Here is a 15,933-nt window from a genome sequence, read left to right as displayed (position 1 = left end):
TTTTCACAAGAATGGCGAAGACGAGGAGGCGGGTCGATGAGGATCCTGGTGGTCTGCGGAGCTGGCGCATCGAGCACGTTCGTCGCTCAGCGCGTGCGGCACGCCGCGCACGACCAGGGTCTTCCGTACACCGCGTTCGCCGGCACCGAGCAGTCGCTGCCCATCGACCTCGACGCCGCCGACGTCGTACTGGTCGGCCCGCACCTCTCCGACTCGGTCGCGCGCATCAAGCGCGACGCCGCCCTGCGCGGCACCGCCGTCGTTCTGCTGCCGCCCGACGTCTTCTCGGACCTGGACGGCACGCGGACCCTCACACTGGTCCGCGACGCGGTCGGAGATTCCGGGGGGACTTCTCCGGCCGCGGGGGCTCCCCCGCACACGACGACCCCCGTCGAGAGGCAGGGTTCCGCAGACGTCGACACGTGAGTCCGATCGACATCGAGAAAGGTCAAGACATGCCCCAGGTCTCCAGGACGGTCCGCATCGGATCGTCGCACGGTCTGCACGCACGACCCGCCAAGATCTTCGCCCAGGCGGCGAAGGACGCCGGCATCCCGATCACGATCGCGAAGGACTCGGGCTCGCCCGTGAACGCCGCGAGCATCCTCGGGGTCATCGCGCTGGGCGTCGAGCAGGGCGACTACGTCACGCTCACGGCCGACGGCGACGACGCCGAAGCGGCGCTCGACAAGCTGAGCGAACTGCTCACGACCGACCACGACGCGGAGTGAGGATGCCTGAGCTGAGAGGAGTCGGCATCGGCCTCGGCGTCGCGCAGGGCCCCGTCGCCCGCATGGCCGAGCCCCTGCCCCCGCCGCCCGACGAGCAGAGCACGCGCAGCGTCGAGGAGGAGACGGCCCGCGTGCGCGAAGCGGTCTCGGCCGTCGCGCGCGAGCTGGAGGAGCGGGGCGAGAAAGCCGGCGGCAAGGCGCGGGACGTGCTCGAGGCGCAGGCCATGATGGCCGAGGATCCGACGCTCGAGCAAGAGGTCGACGACCGCATCGCGAAGGGCAAGACGGGAGAGTTCGCCGTCTACGACGCGTTCGCCTCGTTCCGCGAGCAGCTCACGGCGCTGGGCGGATACCTCGGCGAGCGCGCGGCCGACCTCGACGACGTCGCGCAGCGGGTGATCGCACGGCTGCGCGGGCTCCCGGCTCCGGGCGTGCCCGACCCGGGCCATCCGTTCGTGCTCGTCGCGAAGGATCTCGCGCCCGCCGACACGGCGCTCCTCGACCTCGACAAGGTGCTCGCCCTCGTCACGACGGAGGGCGGCCCGACGTCGCACACCGCGATCCTCGCGCGCGAGAAGGCGATCGTCGCGGTGGTGGGCGTCGCGGATGCGGCGGGCCTGAAGGACGGCGAGACGGTGATCGTCGACGCGGCGGCGGGCGTCGTCGTGACGCAGCCGACCGACGAGGAGCTCGCGCGGGCGAAGAATCGCGCGGACGCACGTGCGTCTGCGGCATCCGCCCCCATCACGCCGGGCGCCATGAAGGACGGCTTCGAGGTTCCGCTGCTCGTGAACCTCGGCAACGCCGAGGGCGCGGCCGAGGCGGTCGCGCTCGGCGCGGAGGGCGTCGGGCTGTTCCGCACCGAGTTCCTCTTCCTCAGCTCGAGCCAGGCGCCGACCGTCGAGCAGCAGCGCGTCGTGTACGAGAAGCTGCTCGCGGCCTTCCCGGGTAAGAAGGTCGTCGTGCGCGTGCTCGACGCGGGAGCCGACAAGCCCCTGCCGTTCCTCAACGACGCGCACGAGGAGAACCCGGCCCTCGGGCTCCGCGGCCTGCGCGCGCTGCGCGCGAGCGAGGACATCCTGCGCGAGCAGCTGACGGCTCTGGCCGAGGCGGATGCGGCGACCCGCGCCGCGGGCGACGGCGCCGACCTGTGGGTCATGGCCCCCATGGTGGCCACCGTCGAGGAGACCGAGTACTTCACCTCGATCGCACGCGAGTACGGCATCCGCACCGCAGGCGTCATGGTGGAGGTGCCGTCGTCGGCGCTTCTGGCCGACCGCATCCTCGCCGTCGCCGACTTCGCGTCGATCGGCACGAACGACCTCACCCAGTACACGATGGCGGCGGACCGGCTGCTCGGCTCGGTCGCGGCCTTCCAGGACCCGTGGCACCCGGCCGTGCTCCGCCTCGTGCGGGAGGTCGGAGAGGCGGGACGCGCCAACGGCAAGCCGGTCGGCATCTGCGGCGAAGCCGCCGCCGACCCGATGCTCGCGGTCGTGCTCGTGGGACTCGGCGCCACCAGCCTGTCGATGGCGCCGACCGCGCTCGCCGACGTGCGGGCGACCCTTCTGCAGTACACCCTCGGCGAGGCGCAGGCCATCGCCGAAGCCGCCTTGGCCGCGAACGACGCGGCCTCGGCCAGGGCCGCAGCCCAGAGTGCCGCGGCCTCGACCAGCTCCCCCGCGGCTGAGGCGGCCGCGACCCGAGAGAAGGAGACAGAGCAATGACAACGGCGTCTACGCCCACGAAGGGCGGGAGCAAGGCGCGCGTCGGAGTCCAGCGCTTCGGCACGTTCCTGTCCGGCATGATCATGCCGAACATCCCCGCGCTCATCGCGTGGGGCATCTTCACGGCGTTCTTCATCGAGGTGGGGTGGACCCCGAACGCGGACCTCGCGACCATCGTGTTCCCGTTCATCCACTACCTGCTGCCGATCCTCATCGCGTACACGGGCGGCAACATCGTGTACGGCATCCGCGGTGGCGTGGTGGCATCGATCGCGACGATGGGTGCGATCGTCGGGTCCGACCTGCTCGTGGACAAGTTCAACGCGACCCTCCCCGAGGGTGACAGCGGGCTCGGCTACGTGCACATGTTCATCGGCGCGATGATCATGGCCCCGCTCGCCGCCTACACGATGAAGTGGCTCGACAGCCTGTGGGAGGGCAAGATCCGCGCGGGCTTCGAGATGCTCGTCAACATGTTCTCGGCCGGCATCTGGGGCTTCGTCCTGGCCATCATCGGGTTCTACCCGATCGCGTGGCTCGTCAACGGCCTGATGCAGATCCTCGGGAACGCGGTCAACTGGCTCGTCGAGGCGAACCTGCTTCCGCTCACGAGCATCCTCATCGAGCCGGCGAAGGTGTTCTTCCTGAACAACGCCATCAACCACGGTGTGCTGACCCCGCTCGGCATCCAGCAGGCGACCGAGAACGGCTCGTCGATCCTGTTCCTGCTCGAGGCGAACCCCGGCCCCGGTGTGGGCCTCCTCCTGGCGTTCACGTTCTTCGGGCTCGGAGCGGCGCGCGCATCGGCTCCCGGTGCTGCGGTGATCCAGTTCTTCGGCGGCATCCACGAGGTGTACTTCCCGTACGCGCTCATGAAGCCGATCCTGATCCTCGCGCTCATCGCGGGCGGCATGACGGGCGTCACCACGAACATGCTCCTGGGCGGCGCGCTGCGCGCACCGGCTGCCCCGGGCAGCATCATCGCGGTGATACTCCAGACCGCGCCCGGCGCGTACTTCGCGGTCATCCTGTCGGTGGTCCTGTCGGCGGCGGTCACCTTCCTCATCTCGTGGGCGATCCTGCGCGCGTCGCGCAAGCGGGATCTGGAGGCGATGGCGGCGACCGACGACGCGTTCGGTGCGGCGATCACACAGACCGAGGCCGCGAAGGGCAAGTCCTCCGACACGCTCGCAGGGCTTCGCGGCGGCGCGGCCACCCAGGCGGACGGCGGAATCGAGCCCGCGACGATGACCGAGCGCGAGGTGAAGAACATCGTGTTCGCGTGCGACGCGGGCATGGGCTCGTCGGCGATGGGCGCGAGCGTTCTGCGCAACATGATCAAGAAGGCGGGCATCGAGGACGTCACGGTGACCAACAAGGCCATCGCCGCCCTCGACTCGTCGGCCGACCTGGTCATCACGCAGAATCAGCTCACCGACCGGGCGCGCCAGACGGCACCCGACGCCATCCATGTGTCTGTGGACAACTTCATGAACTCCCCCAGGTACGACGAGGTCGTAGACCTCGTGCGTGCGCAGCACGAGGATGGTTCGGAGGGCGGGGCACCGTAAGCGACGAGCTGAGCCCAGCGCGTCGTCGCGCGATCCCCCGCGACAGAAGAGAACACATGACCGCTGCGGGGTGGGGCGGGCGACAGCCCCCCACCCCGTGGCCCTCGGTCCGCGGCATCCGCATCGACAGAGAAAGGCGACTGACATGGCACGTGAGGTCCTCAGCATCGGGCAGGTGCGCATCCACTCCGGCAGCGCGACGCGCGAGCAGGCGATGAAGGAGGCGGCCGACATCCTCGAGGCGGCGGGCGCGGTCACGTCGGCGTACTTCGACGCGATGCAGCAGCGCGAGCAGACGGTGTCGACGTACATGGGCAACGAGCTGGCGATCCCGCACGGCACGAACGAGACGAAGGACGCGATCCTCGACTCGGCCCTGTCGGTCGTGCGATACGACGGCGGCGTCGACTGGGACGGCGATCCGGTCACGTTCGTGGTCGGCATCGCCGGCAAGGGCGACGAGCACCTCGAGATCCTGTCGAAGATCGCGATCCTCTTCTCCGACGAGGACGAGGTCGCCAAGCTCAAGCAGGCCGAGACCCCCGAGGAGCTGTTCGCCCTCGTCTCGGCAGAAGTGTCATGAGGGCCGTTCATTTCGGGGCGGGCAACATCGGCCGCGGGTTCGTCGGCCTGCTGCTGCACGAGGGCGGCTACGAGCTCGTCTTCTCCGACGTCGCAGCGCCCCTCGTCGACGCGATCAACGCGGTCGACTCGTACACCGTGCACGAGGTGGGCGAGGGTGGCCGCGACATCGTCGTGACGGGGTTCCGCGCGATCAACAGCGCGGAGCATCCGGATCACGTCATCGAAGAGGTGGCCGGCGCCAATGTCGTGACCACCGCGGTCGGGCCGACCGTGCTGAAGTTCGTCGCGCCGCTGATCCTGTCGGGGCTCGCACTGCGCGACCCGCAATCGCCGCCTCTCCAGATCATGGCGTGCGAGAACGCGATCAACGCGACCGACCTGCTGCGCGACGAGATCCGCGAGCGTGCGGGCGACGCGTGGGATGCGATCACCGCGCGCGCCGTGTTCGCGAACACGGCGGTCGACCGCATCGTGCCGGCGCAGGCCGAGGGCGCCGGCGTCGACGTCACGGTCGAGCCCTTCTACGAGTGGGCGATCGAGCGGCCGCCGTTCGGCGACGATCCGCCCAACATCCCGGGCGCGCACTTCGTCGACGATCTCGCGCCCTACATCGAGCGCAAGCTCTTCACCGTCAACACCGGCCACGCGACGACGGCGTACTTCGGCGCGCAGGCGGGTGTCGAGAAGATCTCGGACGCCCTCGCCGACCCCGACATCGCCGCGAAGGTCGCAGCGACCCTCGAGGAGACGTCGGAGCTGCTCGTGGCCAAGCACGAGCTCGATCCGCACGACCTCGGGTCGTACCGCGAGACGATCCTCAAGCGGTTCCGCAATCCCGCGCTCCCCGACACCGTGTGGCGCGTCGGTCGTCAGCCGCTGCGTAAGCTCTCGCGCCACGAGCGGTTCGTCGGACCCGCGGCCGAGGCGGCGGAGCGCGGTCTCCCCGTCGACGCTCTGGTCGCGGCGATGGGCGCGGCCCTCGCGTTCGAAGACGAAGAGGACCCGCAGTCGGTCGACATGCAGCGGATGCTGCGCGAGCTCGACGCGGCCGCTTTCACGTCCGAGGTCACGGGGCTCGAGCCGGAGCATCCGCTGTTCGCCAAGGTGCGCGCCGAGGTCGAGAAGCGGCAGGCGGCGATCGCGGGCTGACCGTCCCCCGTCGGGGCGGGGCGTCGTCCGCTGCGCCCGCTCCGTCTCCGTGTCCTTCCGCACGCCGAGCGAGGAGCGGCGCGACGAGACGGAGCGCGCTCACCCTGTGGGCGGATGATTTCGGTTAGCGGCCTCTAACGCCGTAGGGTATCCAAGGCCGAAACACCGGGACGACGGAGTCTGGGGAGAAATGCAACAGCACCGCTATGCCATCGTGGGCGCCGGGCCATCGGGACTCTCCGCGGCGCGGGCGCTGCAGAAGGCGGGCATCGAGTTCGACGGCTACGAGGCCTCCCGCGGCGTCGGCGGCCTGTGGGACATCGAGAACCCGCGCTCGACGATGTACGAGTCGGCGCACCTCATCTCGTCGCGCACGACGACCGAGTTCGCCGAGTTCCCGATGAAGACGGATGCCGACTACCCGAGCCACCGCACGCTCATCGAGTATTTCCGCGACTACGCCGAGCACTTCCGCCTCACCGAGCACTTCACGTTCGAGACGAAGGTCACCGCGCTCGAACGTGGAGTCGACGGCCTGTGGACGCTGCGCGCAGACGGACCGGACGGTCCGATCGAGGCGAGGTACGACGGTGTGATCCTCGCGAACGGCACGCTCGCCGAGCCGAACGTGCCCGAGTTCCGCGGCGAGTTCACCGGCGAGATCATGCACACGTCGAGGTACAAGCGCGCGACGCAGCTCACCGGCAAGCGCGTGCTCATCATCGGCGCGGGCAATTCGGGGTGCGACATCGCCGTCGATGCCGTGCACCACGCGGCATCCGTCGACATGAGCGTGCGCCGCGGCTATTACTTCGTGCCGCGCTACATCTTCGGCAAGCCGTCCGACACGCTCAACCAAGGCCGCCCGCTCCCCCGCCCCATCAAGCAGTTCATCGACGCCCGCGTGCTGCGCGCCTTCACGGGCGACCCGACGCGGTTCGGCTTCCCGAAGCCGGACTACAAGATCTACGAGTCGCACCCGATCGTCAACACGCTCATCCTGAACCACCTCGGACAGGGCGACCTGCGCATCCGCCCCGACGTCGACCGGTTCGACGGCGACACGGTGCACTTCCGCGACGGGACGATCGGACAATACGACCTCGTCCTGCTCGCCACCGGCTACACACTCGACTACCCGTTCGTCGCGCGCGAGGAGCTCAACTGGAGCGGGTGGGCGCCGAAGCTCTTCCTCAACATCTTCCCGCCGCCCGTCGACGGCGCCTTCAACGGGCTCTTCGTGATGGGCATGATCGAGGCATCAGGCATCGGGTGGCAGGGCCGCTACGAGCAAGCCGAGCTCATCGCCGCCTATCTCACCGCGACGCCCGACCGGCGCGCCGCCTTCCGGCGACGGATCACGGATGCCCCGTGGCCCGACCTGACCGCGGGGTACAGGTACCTCGGCCTCGAGCGCATGTCGTACTACGTCAACAAAGACGCATACCGGCGCGCGGTGCGCGAGGCGACGGCCGAACTGCGCGGCGACGTCGCGGGTGGGGGCCGCGGCATCCGTTCGTCCTCCCACGCTCGCCGCGCACCCGAGAAGGTGACCGCATGAACCCCGACGACGTCGTCCTGAACTTCACGCCCGGAACGCTCATCATCCTTAACGTCGTGCTCGGGCTGATCATGCTCGGGATCGCCCTCGACACGACGCCCGAGGACTTCAAGGTCGTCGTGCGCAAGCCGAAGCCGTTCGTGATCGCGATCCTCGCGCAGCTCGTCGTGCTGCCGGCGGTGACGTTCGGGCTGACGCTCATCCTGCCGGTGACGCCGTCGATGGCACTCGGCATGATCCTCGTGGCGTGCTGTCCGCCCGGCAACATCTCGCAGGTGCTCACGCACCGCGCGGGCGGAAATGTCGCGCTGTCGGTGTCGATGACCGCCGTCGGCAACGCGATCTACATCTTCATGCTGCCGCTGTCGATCGCGTTCTGGGGGTCGCTGCACCCCACCGCGCGCGAGCTGCTCGAGGCGGTGTCGCTCAACCCGTGGCAGATGCTGCTCGAGATCTTCCTGATCATCGGTCTGCCCTTCGTGATCGGCCTGGTCGTGCGCGCACGATTCCCGAAATTCGCGGCGAAGGTGCAGCCGTTCGTGAAGTGGTTCTCGCTCATCGCGCTGCTCGGATTCATCGTCGCCGCCCTTGCCGGCAACTGGGCGTACTTCGTCGCGTTCCTCGGGATCATCGTGCTCGTGGTCACGGTGCACGACGCGGTCGCACTCGCCATCGGCTACAGCACCGCGGTCGTCGGCGGCCTCGGGACGCGTGAGCGCAAGGCCATGACGTTCGAGGTCGGCATCCGCAACGCGGGTCTGGGCCTCGGCCTCGTCTTCACGTTCTTCGGCGGGCTCGGCGGCATGGCGATCGTGGCCGGATGGTGGGGCATCTGGGACATCATCGCGGGCCTCATCGTCGCCGCACTGTGGGCGCGTCACACGAAGCGGCGCACCGGCTCGGTGAAGGGAGACGCTTCGCGGCACGCCGAGCCGACGGAGCCGACGGATGCCGCGGCGGAGGCGACATCATGACGATCGACGGACACGACGTCCGGCCCATCGCGCGGAACGCCGCGCGCGGGCGCGACACGACGGAGGTGAAGGACGTGCGCGTGCTCATCACGGGCGGCGCCGGATTCCTCGGATCGCACGTCGCCGAGGCGCTCGGGGCGCGACCCGAGGTGTCGCTCGTCGTCGCGGGCGATGTGCGGCGGCCGGGGCATCCGATCGACGGTGTGCAGTACGAGGAGTGCGACGTCACGCGTCCCGACGGGCTCGTCGAGCTGATGCGCCGCCACGACATCGACGTGGTCGTGCATCTCGCCGCGATCGTGAACCCGGGCCGCGACCACGATCTCGAATACCGCGTCGACGTCGACGGCACGCGGCACGTGCTCGAGGCGTGCGTCGAGGCAGGCGTGCGGCGCATCGTGGTGTCATCGTCGGGGGCCGCATACGGCTACCACCCCGACAACCCCGAGTGGCTGCGCGAGAGCGACCCCGTGCGCGGCAACGACGAGTTCCCCTACTCGAAGCACAAGCGGCTCGTCGAGCAGATGCTCGCCGGCTACCGCCTCGCCCACCCCGAGCTCGAGCAGGTCGTCTTCCGCATCGGCACGATCCTGGGCCCGACGGTCGAGAACCAGATCACAGCCCTGTGGAAGGGGCGCCGCATCCTCGCGATCCGCGGCTCCGATTCGCCCTTCGTGTTCGTGTGGGTCGACGACGTCGCCGCAGCGATCGCCCGCGGCGCGACGGACGGTCCTCCGGGCGTCTACAACGTCGCCGGGGACGGCAAGGTCACGGTGCACGAGCTCGCGGCGCGGCTCGGCAAGCGGGTGTTCACGGTGCCGGCGGGCGTGCTCGCGTTCGCGCTCCGCGTCGGGCGCGCGCTGCGCCTCACGGTGCACGGGCCCGAGCAGGTCGGCTTCCTGCGCTACCGGCCCGTGCTGGCGAACGACGCGCTCAAGCAGGAGTTCGGCTACACCCCCCGCATGACGTCGGCCGAGGCGTTCGATGCCTACGTCGCGACGCACCCGGAGGTCGTGCGGGGCTGACGCGCGCAGGGTGCCGCGCGCCGCGGCGCGGCTCGGCCGCGCGTTGTTTTGGCCGGGCGCGTGGCTCGGCCTGCGCGCGCCGCGGCGCGGCTCGGCCGCGCCGCGCGCGGCTCGGCTCGGGGCCGCGGGTCACCGCGCCGCGCGTGCCCAACTTCGGAGAATCCGGCGTAGAGGGAGCAGTTCCGGGCCCGACGACGGCCTTCGAGCGACTTTCTCCGGAGTTCCGTCCGCTCCTCCTCCGCTCCTCCTCCGCTCCCCTCCGCTCCCCTCCGCTCCTCCGCTCCCCTCCGCTCCTCCTCCACGCCCCGCTCGTCGCCGACTCTCCACATCCGAGCGGCTTCGCGGCGCGGCGCCGGGCGCGCGCACCCACCGTGGAACGGTGCGAACGACGACACGGCCGGTGCGGCCGAGACCGCCGACCCTGCTCTCGACACGGGCGCTGATCGAGCGCGGCATGACTCGACGCCGGCTCGCGAGCGCCGTGGCCGACGGCAGCCTCATCCGCGTGCGCAAGGGGCGGTACGTGAGGGCGGGAACCGACTCCGTGTTCGTTCGAGCGGCACGCCTGGGCGGGCGGGTGGACTGCCTCTCCCTCTTGCAGCGCCTTGGTGTGTTCGTCCGCGACGCGCCTCACCTCCACATCCAGATGGAGCCGGATGCCAGCCGCGTGCCCTCTCGTCCGGACGACGTCGTTCGGCATTGGCGGCCGACCGGCGCGTCAAGCGAGGCCCTCGCGACACCTGTCGTGGAAGCGCTGGTACGGGCCACCCGGTGCCAGGACCTTCGAGCCGCCGTCGCGACACTCGACAGCGCGTGGCACCTCCGCCTCATCGACGAAGGCGATCTCGCGGTGATCTTCTCGAGACTGCCACGTCGCCACCGTGTGCTCCGCCGACTTCTCGACGATCGGAGTGAGTCCGGGCCCGAGACGTTCGTGCGGCTCATGCTCCGCGCGATCGGCTGTCCTTTCGACGTGCAGGTGCAGCTCGCGGGCGTCGGCGGGGTCGACTTCGTGGTCGACGGATGGCTCATCATCGAGTGCGACAGCGGGCAGTTCCACTCCGACTGGGAGGCGCAGAAGCGCGATCGGAGGAGAGACCTCGCCGCGGCCCGACTCGGCTACTCGACGGTGCGGCTGCTCGCCGAAGACGTCATGTGGCGGGGCGACGCCGTGCTGTCGGCGCTTCGGGAGATCATCGCGCGCGGGCCGGGCGGACCCGTATCCGTGCGGAACTCCGGAGAATTCGCGACGTCGGTTCCGCGATGACCGGCGATCCGGCGCCGCGCCGTAAGGCGGGCCGAATTCTCCGGAGTTCGGCACACCCCGCGCGGGCGCGAAGCCCCGCGGCCCGGGTCAGTCGCTGAAGCCCTCCGAGATGAGATCGATGAGCTCCTCGCGCTGCTCGACGGGGAGGAATGCGCCCGCGGCGGCGTTGAGCTGGAACTCCTCGAGGTCGTCGAGCCCGTAGTCGAAGGTCTCGGCGAGCAGCGCCAGCTCGCGCGTGAGCGACGTGCGGCTCATCGTGCGATTGTCGACGTTCACCGTGACGGAGAACCCGAGCTGGTACAGAAGGTCGAATGGGTGGTCCTCGAGGGTCGTGCCCCACGCGGCGATCGCGCCGGTCTGCAGGTTCGACGACGGCGACAGCTCGAGCGTGATCTCGCGATCGCGCACCCAGCGTGCGAGGTCTCCGAACTGCACGAGCACCTCCTCGCCCTCGCGCGACACGATCTCGAGGTCTTCCGCGACGCGCACGCCGTGCCCGAGGCGCAGAGCGCGCCCGTCGAGCAGCGCCGAGCGGATCGAGTCGAGCCCTGCCGCCTCGCCCGCGTGCACGGTGGTCGGGAAGAACTCCGACGCGAGGTAGTCGAACGCCTCGCGGTGACGCGACGGCGGGAAGCCGTCCTCCGGACCCGCGATGTCGAAGCCCACAGCGCCGCGCGTGCGCCAGTCGACGGCCAGACGCGCGATCTCGAGGGAGCGGTCGGTGTGGCGCATCGCCGTGATGAGCTGGCCGACGCGGATGTCGCGGCCGGCGGCCGCCGCCGCATCCTCGCCCTCTTCGATCCCCTCCTGCACCGCCTTCACGGCCTCATCGAGCGAGAGGCCGCGCGCCAGATGCTGCTCCGGCGCCCAGCGCACCTCGCCGTAGATGACGCCGTCCTCGGCCAGGTCCTCGACGAACTCGCGCGCGACGCGCGTGAGGCCCTCGCGCGTCTGCATGACGGCGGTCGTCAGATCGAACGTCTTGAGGTACTCGACCAGCGAGCCCGAGTCGCTCCTGTCGGCGAACCAGTCCGCGAGCGCGTCGGCATCCGTCTCGGGCACATCGAGCCCGATCTCGTCGGCGAGCTCGATGATCGTCGCGGGACGGACGGCGCCGTCGAGGTGGTCGTGCAGCGACACCTTCGGAAGGCTCCGGATCGAGACACCGTCGAGGACCGCGTCCCCGTGCTGGTCGATGGGCATGTGGTGCTCCTCTGCGGCGATTGGTGTGAAGGACGTTCTACGGCGGATGTGCGGCGCTGCGGCGGTCGGTGAGCCACTGGTGACGCTAGTCGATCTGGCGACTCCGCTCAGCCCGTGATGCGCTCCCGGACGAGCGGAGCGGGCGGCGGAGCATCCGGCCCGATCTCCCACGCCCCCTCGACGGCCTCGAGGGCGCGCGCGAACCGCGCCTCATCGTCTGCGAGCAGGGTGAACAGCGGCTGACCCGCGGTCACCTCGTCGCCTGGCTTCGCGTGCAGATCGATGCCGGCCGCGTGGACGACGGGGTCCTGCGCGCGGGCGCGGCCCGCGCCCAGACGCCACGCGCCGATGCCGAACGCGAGGGCGTCCATGCGGGTGACGATGCCGGAAGTCGGCGCGGTGACCGTGTGCGTCTCGCGAGGCGTCGGGAGCGGGGCATCGGGGTCGCCGTCCTGCGCGCGGATCATGGCACGCCACGTGTCCATCGCGCGCCCGTCGCGCAGCGCCTCCTCGACGTCGGCGTCGGGCTGCCCGGCGAGGGCCAGCATCTCACGGGCGAGCGCGACGGTGAGCTCGACCACATCGGCGGGACCGCCGCCGGCGAGCACCTCGACCGACTCGCGGACCTCGTTCGCGTTGCCGATCGCAAGCCCGAGCGGCGTGTTCATGTCGGTGAGCAGTGCGGTGGTCGCGACGCCCGAGTCCGTGCCGAGCTCGACCATCGTGCGCGCGAGCTCGCGTGCGCGGTCGACGTCGCGCATGAAGGCGCCTGAGCCGAATTTCACGTCGAGCACGAGCGCGCCCGTGCCCTCGGCGATCTTCTTCGACATGATGCTCGACGCGATGAGCGGAATGGCCTCGACCGTGCCCGTGACGTCGCGCAGCGCGTAGAGGCGCTTGTCGGCCGGGGCGAGGCCGGTGCCGGCGGCGCAGATGACGGCGCCGACGTCGCGCAGCTGAGCGAAGAGCTCGTCGTTGGTGAGCGAGGCGCGCCACCCGGGAATCGACTCCAGCTTGTCGAGCGTGCCGCCCGTGTGCCCGAGGCCACGGCCGGAAAGCTGCGGCACCGCGACCCCGAACGAGGCGACGAGCGGTGCGAGCGGGAGGGTGATCTTGTCGCCGACGCCGCCCGTCGAGTGCTTGTCGGCGGTCGGCTTGCCGAGCCCCTCGAAGCTCATGCGCTCGCCCGATGCGATCATCGCGTCGGTCATGACACGGATCTCGTCGCGGGTCATGCCGTTGAGCAGCACGGCCATCGCGAACGCGGCCATCTGCGCATCCGAGACGTACTCGCGCGTGTAGGCGTCGATCATCCAACGCAGCGCGTCTTCGGGCACCGCCCCGCCGTCGCGCTTCGCGCGGATGACGTCGACCGCGTCGAACGGCTCGACTCGGCCGGCCTCGGGGCTGGTCATCTCGCAGCCTCCTCGAGATCTCGCGGACCGAATGCGTCGGGCAGCACCTCGTCGATCGTGCGGATGCCCGACACGGTCTCCAGCAGCATTCCGGGGATCGCGAACTCGTACAGCAGCTGTCGGCACCGGCCGCACGGCATGATCGTGTGGCCGTCGTTGTTGACGCACACGAACGCGACGAGGTTGCCGCCGCCGGTATTGGCCAGTTCGCTCACGAGGCCGCACTCGGCGCACAGGCCCACTCCGTACGAGGCGTTCTCGACGTTGCATCCGGTGACGATCCGCCCGTCGGTGACCAGCGCGGCGGCGCCCACCCGGTACCGCGAGTATGGCGCGTAGGCGCGGCGCATCGCGTCGGTCGCCGCAGCGCGGAGCTCATCCCAGTCGATGTCGGTCACGAACGGCCACCTTTCGGGTCGGTATCGGGAGGGTCGGAGGCGGCCCGGCCCGCGCGTCGTCGTTCAGGCATGGATCACCCCTTGATGTACGGCTTTCCGTCGGCGGCCGGCGCGCGCGACTTCCCGACGACACCGGCGACCACGAAGATCGTCACGAGATACGGGACCATCAGCATGAACTCGCTCGGCACCGGCGAGCCGATGACGCTGAGGGTGTTCTGCAGGTTCGACGCGAACCCGAACAGGAGCGCCGCGAGCGTCGCCTTGATCGGATCCCACTGGCCGAAGATGACGGCGGCGAGCGCGATGAAGCCTGCGCCAGCGGTCATCTCCTTGTTGAAGGCGATGCCTGCGCCGATCGTGAACACCGTGCCGCCGAGCCCGGCGATGGCGCCCGCGAGCAGCACGTTCCAGAATCGGGTCTGGTTCACCTTGATGCCGACGGTGTCGGCGGCCTGCGGGTGCTCACCGACGGCCCGCAGACGCAGTCCCCAGCGGGTGTGGAACATGCCGATGTACACCAGCGCGACGGCGAAGTACATGATGTAGACGATGATCGTCTGCCGGAAGAACACCGGGCCGATGATCGGGATGTCGCTCAGGATCGGGATCGGGATGCGGTCGAACCGCGCCGGCGTGTTCAGCAGGGCCGCGTTCGGCGCGAGCACCTGCGAGAAGAGGAAGCCGGTCAGGCCGATCACGAGCACGTTGAGCACGACACCGACGATGACCTGGTCGACGAGGTACTTGATCGCGAACGCCGCGAGCACCGCCGCCACGAGCATGCCCGCGACCATCGCGGCCAATAGCCCGAGGAACGGCTGCTTCGTGATCGAGGACACGACCGCGGCTGTGAACGCTCCTGCGAGCAGCTGACCCTCGATCGCGATGTTCACGACACCCGCGCGCTCGCCGATCACACCGCACAGCGCGCCGTAGATGAGCGGCACCGCGAGGCCGAGGGATCCGGCGAGAAGGCCCGCGACGGGAATCGTCGCACCGGCGGCGGCCCACGTGAGGAACCCGATGACCGCCACGATCACGAACACGATGATGATCCACAGCGGCGTGCGTGCGAACCTCTGGACGAAATAGGCGGATCCCGCAGCCAGCAGCGCGAGCAGCAGGAAGCAGATCAGCGTCGTGAGGAACACGGGGACCGCGACGTCGCCGAGCTGGATGACGTCGGCCTGCGTGGACAGTCGGAAGTTCGTGTCTCCGCTGCGCGGCGCGAAGAACACGAGAATGCCGAACAGCAGCGCGAAGATGCCGAGCGCGATCGGCGGCTTCCAGCTGCGCAGCACCGCCTTCTCGACGGTGACGGGCGTCTCGGGCATGAGGCCCGCGGTGTCGACGTGCGGCGCGCTCACTTCGCTGCCCCCTCGAGCTCGGCGTCGGCGGTGTCGGCCTCGGTCGCGGCCTTGAGAGCCTTCAACCGCGCCTTCTCGGCCCGGCGGCGATCGCGTTCGGGCGACGGCAGGAAGAAGATCGCGCGCACGAGAGGCGGTGCGGCGATGAACAGCACGATGAGCGACTGCACGACCGTCACGATCTCGATCGGGATCTGCTCGCCCGCCTGCATCGCGAAGCCGCCCGCCTTGAACGCGCCGAACAGGATGCCTGCCGCGAACGTGCCCCACGGCGTGGACCGGCCGAGCAGCGCGACCGTGATCGCGTCGAAGCCGATGCCCGCGTCGATTCCCGCGGTGAAGCCCGTCGTGATCGTGCCGAGCACCTGGTTGACGCCGGCGAGACCCACGAGCGCGCCCGAGATGAGCATGCCGTAGATGTACATGTTCTTCACGTTGATGCCGGCGACCCGTGCGGCGTTCGGGTTCTCGCCGACCGCCCGGAACTGGAAGCCCAGGCTCGAACGGCTCAGGATCCACCACACGAGCACGGTCGCGCCGATCACGAGGATGAACCCGAAGTGCAGGTTGTACTGCGGGCCGAGCAGGTCGGGGAAGATCGCGGTGTCCTTCATCGGGGGTGTCTTCGGGTTGCTCGAGCCCGGCGCCTGGAGGAGCCCGGGCGTGCGCAGCATCCACGAGATGAGGTAGAACGCGACGTAGTTGAGCATGATCGTCACGATCACCTCGTGCGCGCCGGTCCTCGCCTTGAGGAAGCCCGCGATGCCCGCCCACAGCGCGCCGGCCGCCATTCCGACGATCAGCGCCAGGATCATGTGGATTCCCCACGGCAGGTCGAACCCGAAGGCGATCCATCCCGCGCCCGCCGAGGCCAGCAGCATCTGGCCGCGACCGCCGATGTTGAACATGCCGATGCGGAACGTCAGCGCGACGCCGAGGCCGGCCGCGATGAGCGGG

Annotated in this window: 15 protein-coding genes; 10 read left to right on the top strand and 5 right to left on the bottom strand. The window is 69.9% G+C overall.

Annotation, left to right across the window (positions count from 1 at the left end; all coding sequences use genetic code 11):
* Nucleotides 1-36 precede the first annotated feature (36 nt).
* The 10 genes from VNR19_RS01840 (at nucleotide 37) to VNR19_RS01795 (ending at nucleotide 10,590) form a co-directional block, all read left to right on the top strand.
* Nucleotides 37-426 (top strand): PTS sugar transporter subunit IIB, encoded by a 390-nt coding sequence (locus VNR19_RS01840; protein WP_325723331.1) that lies wholly within the window; start codon nucleotides 37-39, stop codon nucleotides 424-426.
* Between the two features lie 29 nt (nucleotides 427-455).
* Nucleotides 456-731 (top strand): HPr family phosphocarrier protein, encoded by a 276-nt coding sequence (locus VNR19_RS01835; RefSeq protein WP_325032890.1) that lies wholly within the window; start codon nucleotides 456-458, stop codon nucleotides 729-731.
* 2 nt (nucleotides 732-733) lie between these two features.
* Nucleotides 734-2,458, top strand: coding sequence for a phosphoenolpyruvate--protein phosphotransferase (gene ptsP, locus VNR19_RS01830; protein ID WP_325723329.1), 1,725 nt, complete (start codon nucleotides 734-736; stop codon nucleotides 2,456-2,458).
* Nucleotides 2,455-4,029 (top strand): PTS mannitol transporter subunit IIBC, encoded by a 1,575-nt coding sequence (locus VNR19_RS01825; protein WP_325723326.1) that lies wholly within the window; start codon nucleotides 2,455-2,457, stop codon nucleotides 4,027-4,029. The genes ptsP and VNR19_RS01825 overlap by 4 nt, the downstream gene beginning before the upstream one ends.
* Nucleotides 4,030-4,174: 145 nt before the next feature.
* Nucleotides 4,175-4,612, top strand: a complete 438-nt coding sequence (locus VNR19_RS01820) for a PTS mannitol transporter subunit IIA (protein ID WP_325031928.1) — start codon at nucleotides 4,175-4,177, stop codon at nucleotides 4,610-4,612.
* Nucleotides 4,609-5,763 (top strand): mannitol-1-phosphate 5-dehydrogenase, encoded by a 1,155-nt coding sequence (locus tag VNR19_RS01815; protein ID WP_325031927.1) that lies wholly within the window; start codon nucleotides 4,609-4,611, stop codon nucleotides 5,761-5,763. The genes VNR19_RS01820 and VNR19_RS01815 overlap by 4 nt, the downstream gene beginning before the upstream one ends.
* A gap of 190 nt (nucleotides 5,764-5,953) precedes the next feature.
* The gene (locus tag VNR19_RS01810; protein WP_325723324.1) at nucleotides 5,954-7,324 is read left to right on the top strand and encodes a flavin-containing monooxygenase; all 1,371 of its coding nucleotides are present in this window, start codon (nucleotides 5,954-5,956) and stop codon (nucleotides 7,322-7,324) included.
* Nucleotides 7,321-8,298: a bile acid:sodium symporter family protein gene (locus tag VNR19_RS01805; RefSeq protein ID WP_325031925.1), complete on the top strand. Its 978-nt coding sequence runs from the start codon at nucleotides 7,321-7,323 to the stop codon at nucleotides 8,296-8,298. Before VNR19_RS01810 ends, VNR19_RS01805 begins: the two co-directional genes overlap by 4 nt.
* Nucleotides 8,295-9,323 (top strand): SDR family oxidoreductase, encoded by a 1,029-nt coding sequence (locus VNR19_RS01800; protein ID WP_325723321.1) that lies wholly within the window; start codon nucleotides 8,295-8,297, stop codon nucleotides 9,321-9,323. Before VNR19_RS01805 ends, VNR19_RS01800 begins: the two co-directional genes overlap by 4 nt.
* 454 nt (nucleotides 9,324-9,777) lie before the next feature.
* Nucleotides 9,778-10,590, top strand: coding sequence for an endonuclease domain-containing protein (locus VNR19_RS01795; protein WP_325723319.1), 813 nt, complete (start codon nucleotides 9,778-9,780; stop codon nucleotides 10,588-10,590).
* Nucleotides 10,591-10,677: 87 nt separating this feature from the next.
* Here VNR19_RS01795 and VNR19_RS01790 read toward each other — a convergent pair whose 3' ends face one another.
* The 5 genes from VNR19_RS01790 to VNR19_RS01770 form a co-directional block, all read right to left on the bottom strand.
* Nucleotides 10,678-11,793: an adenosine deaminase gene (locus VNR19_RS01790; RefSeq protein ID WP_325723317.1), complete on the bottom strand. Its 1,116-nt coding sequence runs from the start codon at nucleotides 11,791-11,793 to the stop codon at nucleotides 10,678-10,680.
* Between the two features lie 107 nt (nucleotides 11,794-11,900).
* Nucleotides 11,901-13,208, bottom strand: a complete 1,308-nt coding sequence (locus VNR19_RS01785; protein ID WP_325723315.1) for a thymidine phosphorylase — start codon at nucleotides 13,206-13,208, stop codon at nucleotides 11,901-11,903.
* Nucleotides 13,205-13,606 carry a cytidine deaminase gene (locus VNR19_RS01780; protein WP_325031920.1) on the bottom strand — a complete coding sequence of 134 codons (402 nt, stop codon included), beginning with the start codon at nucleotides 13,604-13,606 and terminating at the stop codon, nucleotides 13,205-13,207. Before VNR19_RS01780 ends, VNR19_RS01785 begins: the two co-directional genes overlap by 4 nt.
* Nucleotides 13,607-13,680: 74 nt before the next feature.
* Complete coding sequence (locus VNR19_RS01775; RefSeq protein WP_325723361.1) at nucleotides 13,681-14,943, bottom strand: ABC transporter permease; 1,263 nt, start codon at nucleotides 14,941-14,943, stop codon at nucleotides 13,681-13,683.
* A gap of 29 nt (nucleotides 14,944-14,972) precedes the next feature.
* The coding region (locus tag VNR19_RS01770) for an ABC transporter permease (RefSeq protein ID WP_325723313.1) at nucleotides 14,973-15,933 on the bottom strand (961 nt) is incomplete at its 5' end.

Source organism: Microbacterium sp., assembly GCF_035556355.1.
Taxonomy (GTDB): Bacteria; Actinomycetota; Actinomycetes; order Actinomycetales; family Microbacteriaceae; genus Microbacterium.
The sequence above is the reverse complement of the archived record's forward strand: the minus strand, read 5'-3'. Positions and strand labels throughout refer to the sequence as shown.

What these genes read in the sequence shown, in the direction of transcription:
- VNR19_RS01840 (WP_325723331.1), top strand. Translation starts at nt 37, where the DNA reads ATGAGGATCCTGGTGGTCTGCGGAGCTGGCGCATCGAGCACGTTCGTC.
- VNR19_RS01835 (WP_325032890.1), top strand. Translation starts at nt 456, where the DNA reads ATGCCCCAGGTCTCCAGGACGGTCCGCATCGGATCGTCGCACGGTCTG.
- ptsP (WP_325723329.1), top strand. Translation starts at nt 734, where the DNA reads ATGCCTGAGCTGAGAGGAGTCGGCATCGGCCTCGGCGTCGCGCAGGGC.
- VNR19_RS01825 (WP_325723326.1), top strand. Translation starts at nt 2,455, where the DNA reads ATGACAACGGCGTCTACGCCCACGAAGGGCGGGAGCAAGGCGCGCGTC.
- VNR19_RS01820 (WP_325031928.1), top strand. Translation starts at nt 4,175, where the DNA reads ATGGCACGTGAGGTCCTCAGCATCGGGCAGGTGCGCATCCACTCCGGC.
- VNR19_RS01815 (WP_325031927.1), top strand. Translation starts at nt 4,609, where the DNA reads ATGAGGGCCGTTCATTTCGGGGCGGGCAACATCGGCCGCGGGTTCGTC.
- VNR19_RS01810 (WP_325723324.1), top strand. Translation starts at nt 5,954, where the DNA reads ATGCAACAGCACCGCTATGCCATCGTGGGCGCCGGGCCATCGGGACTC.
- VNR19_RS01805 (WP_325031925.1), top strand. Translation starts at nt 7,321, where the DNA reads ATGAACCCCGACGACGTCGTCCTGAACTTCACGCCCGGAACGCTCATC.
- VNR19_RS01800 (WP_325723321.1), top strand. Translation starts at nt 8,295, where the DNA reads ATGACGATCGACGGACACGACGTCCGGCCCATCGCGCGGAACGCCGCG.
- VNR19_RS01795 (WP_325723319.1), top strand. Translation starts at nt 9,778, where the DNA reads ATGACTCGACGCCGGCTCGCGAGCGCCGTGGCCGACGGCAGCCTCATC.
- VNR19_RS01790 (WP_325723317.1), bottom strand. Translation starts at nt 11,793, where the DNA reads ATGCCCATCGACCAGCACGGGGACGCGGTCCTCGACGGTGTCTCGATC.
- VNR19_RS01785 (WP_325723315.1), bottom strand. Translation starts at nt 13,208, where the DNA reads ATGACCAGCCCCGAGGCCGGCCGAGTCGAGCCGTTCGACGCGGTCGAC.
- VNR19_RS01775 (WP_325723361.1), bottom strand. Translation starts at nt 14,943, where the DNA reads ATGCCCGAGACGCCCGTCACCGTCGAGAAGGCGGTGCTGCGCAGCTGG.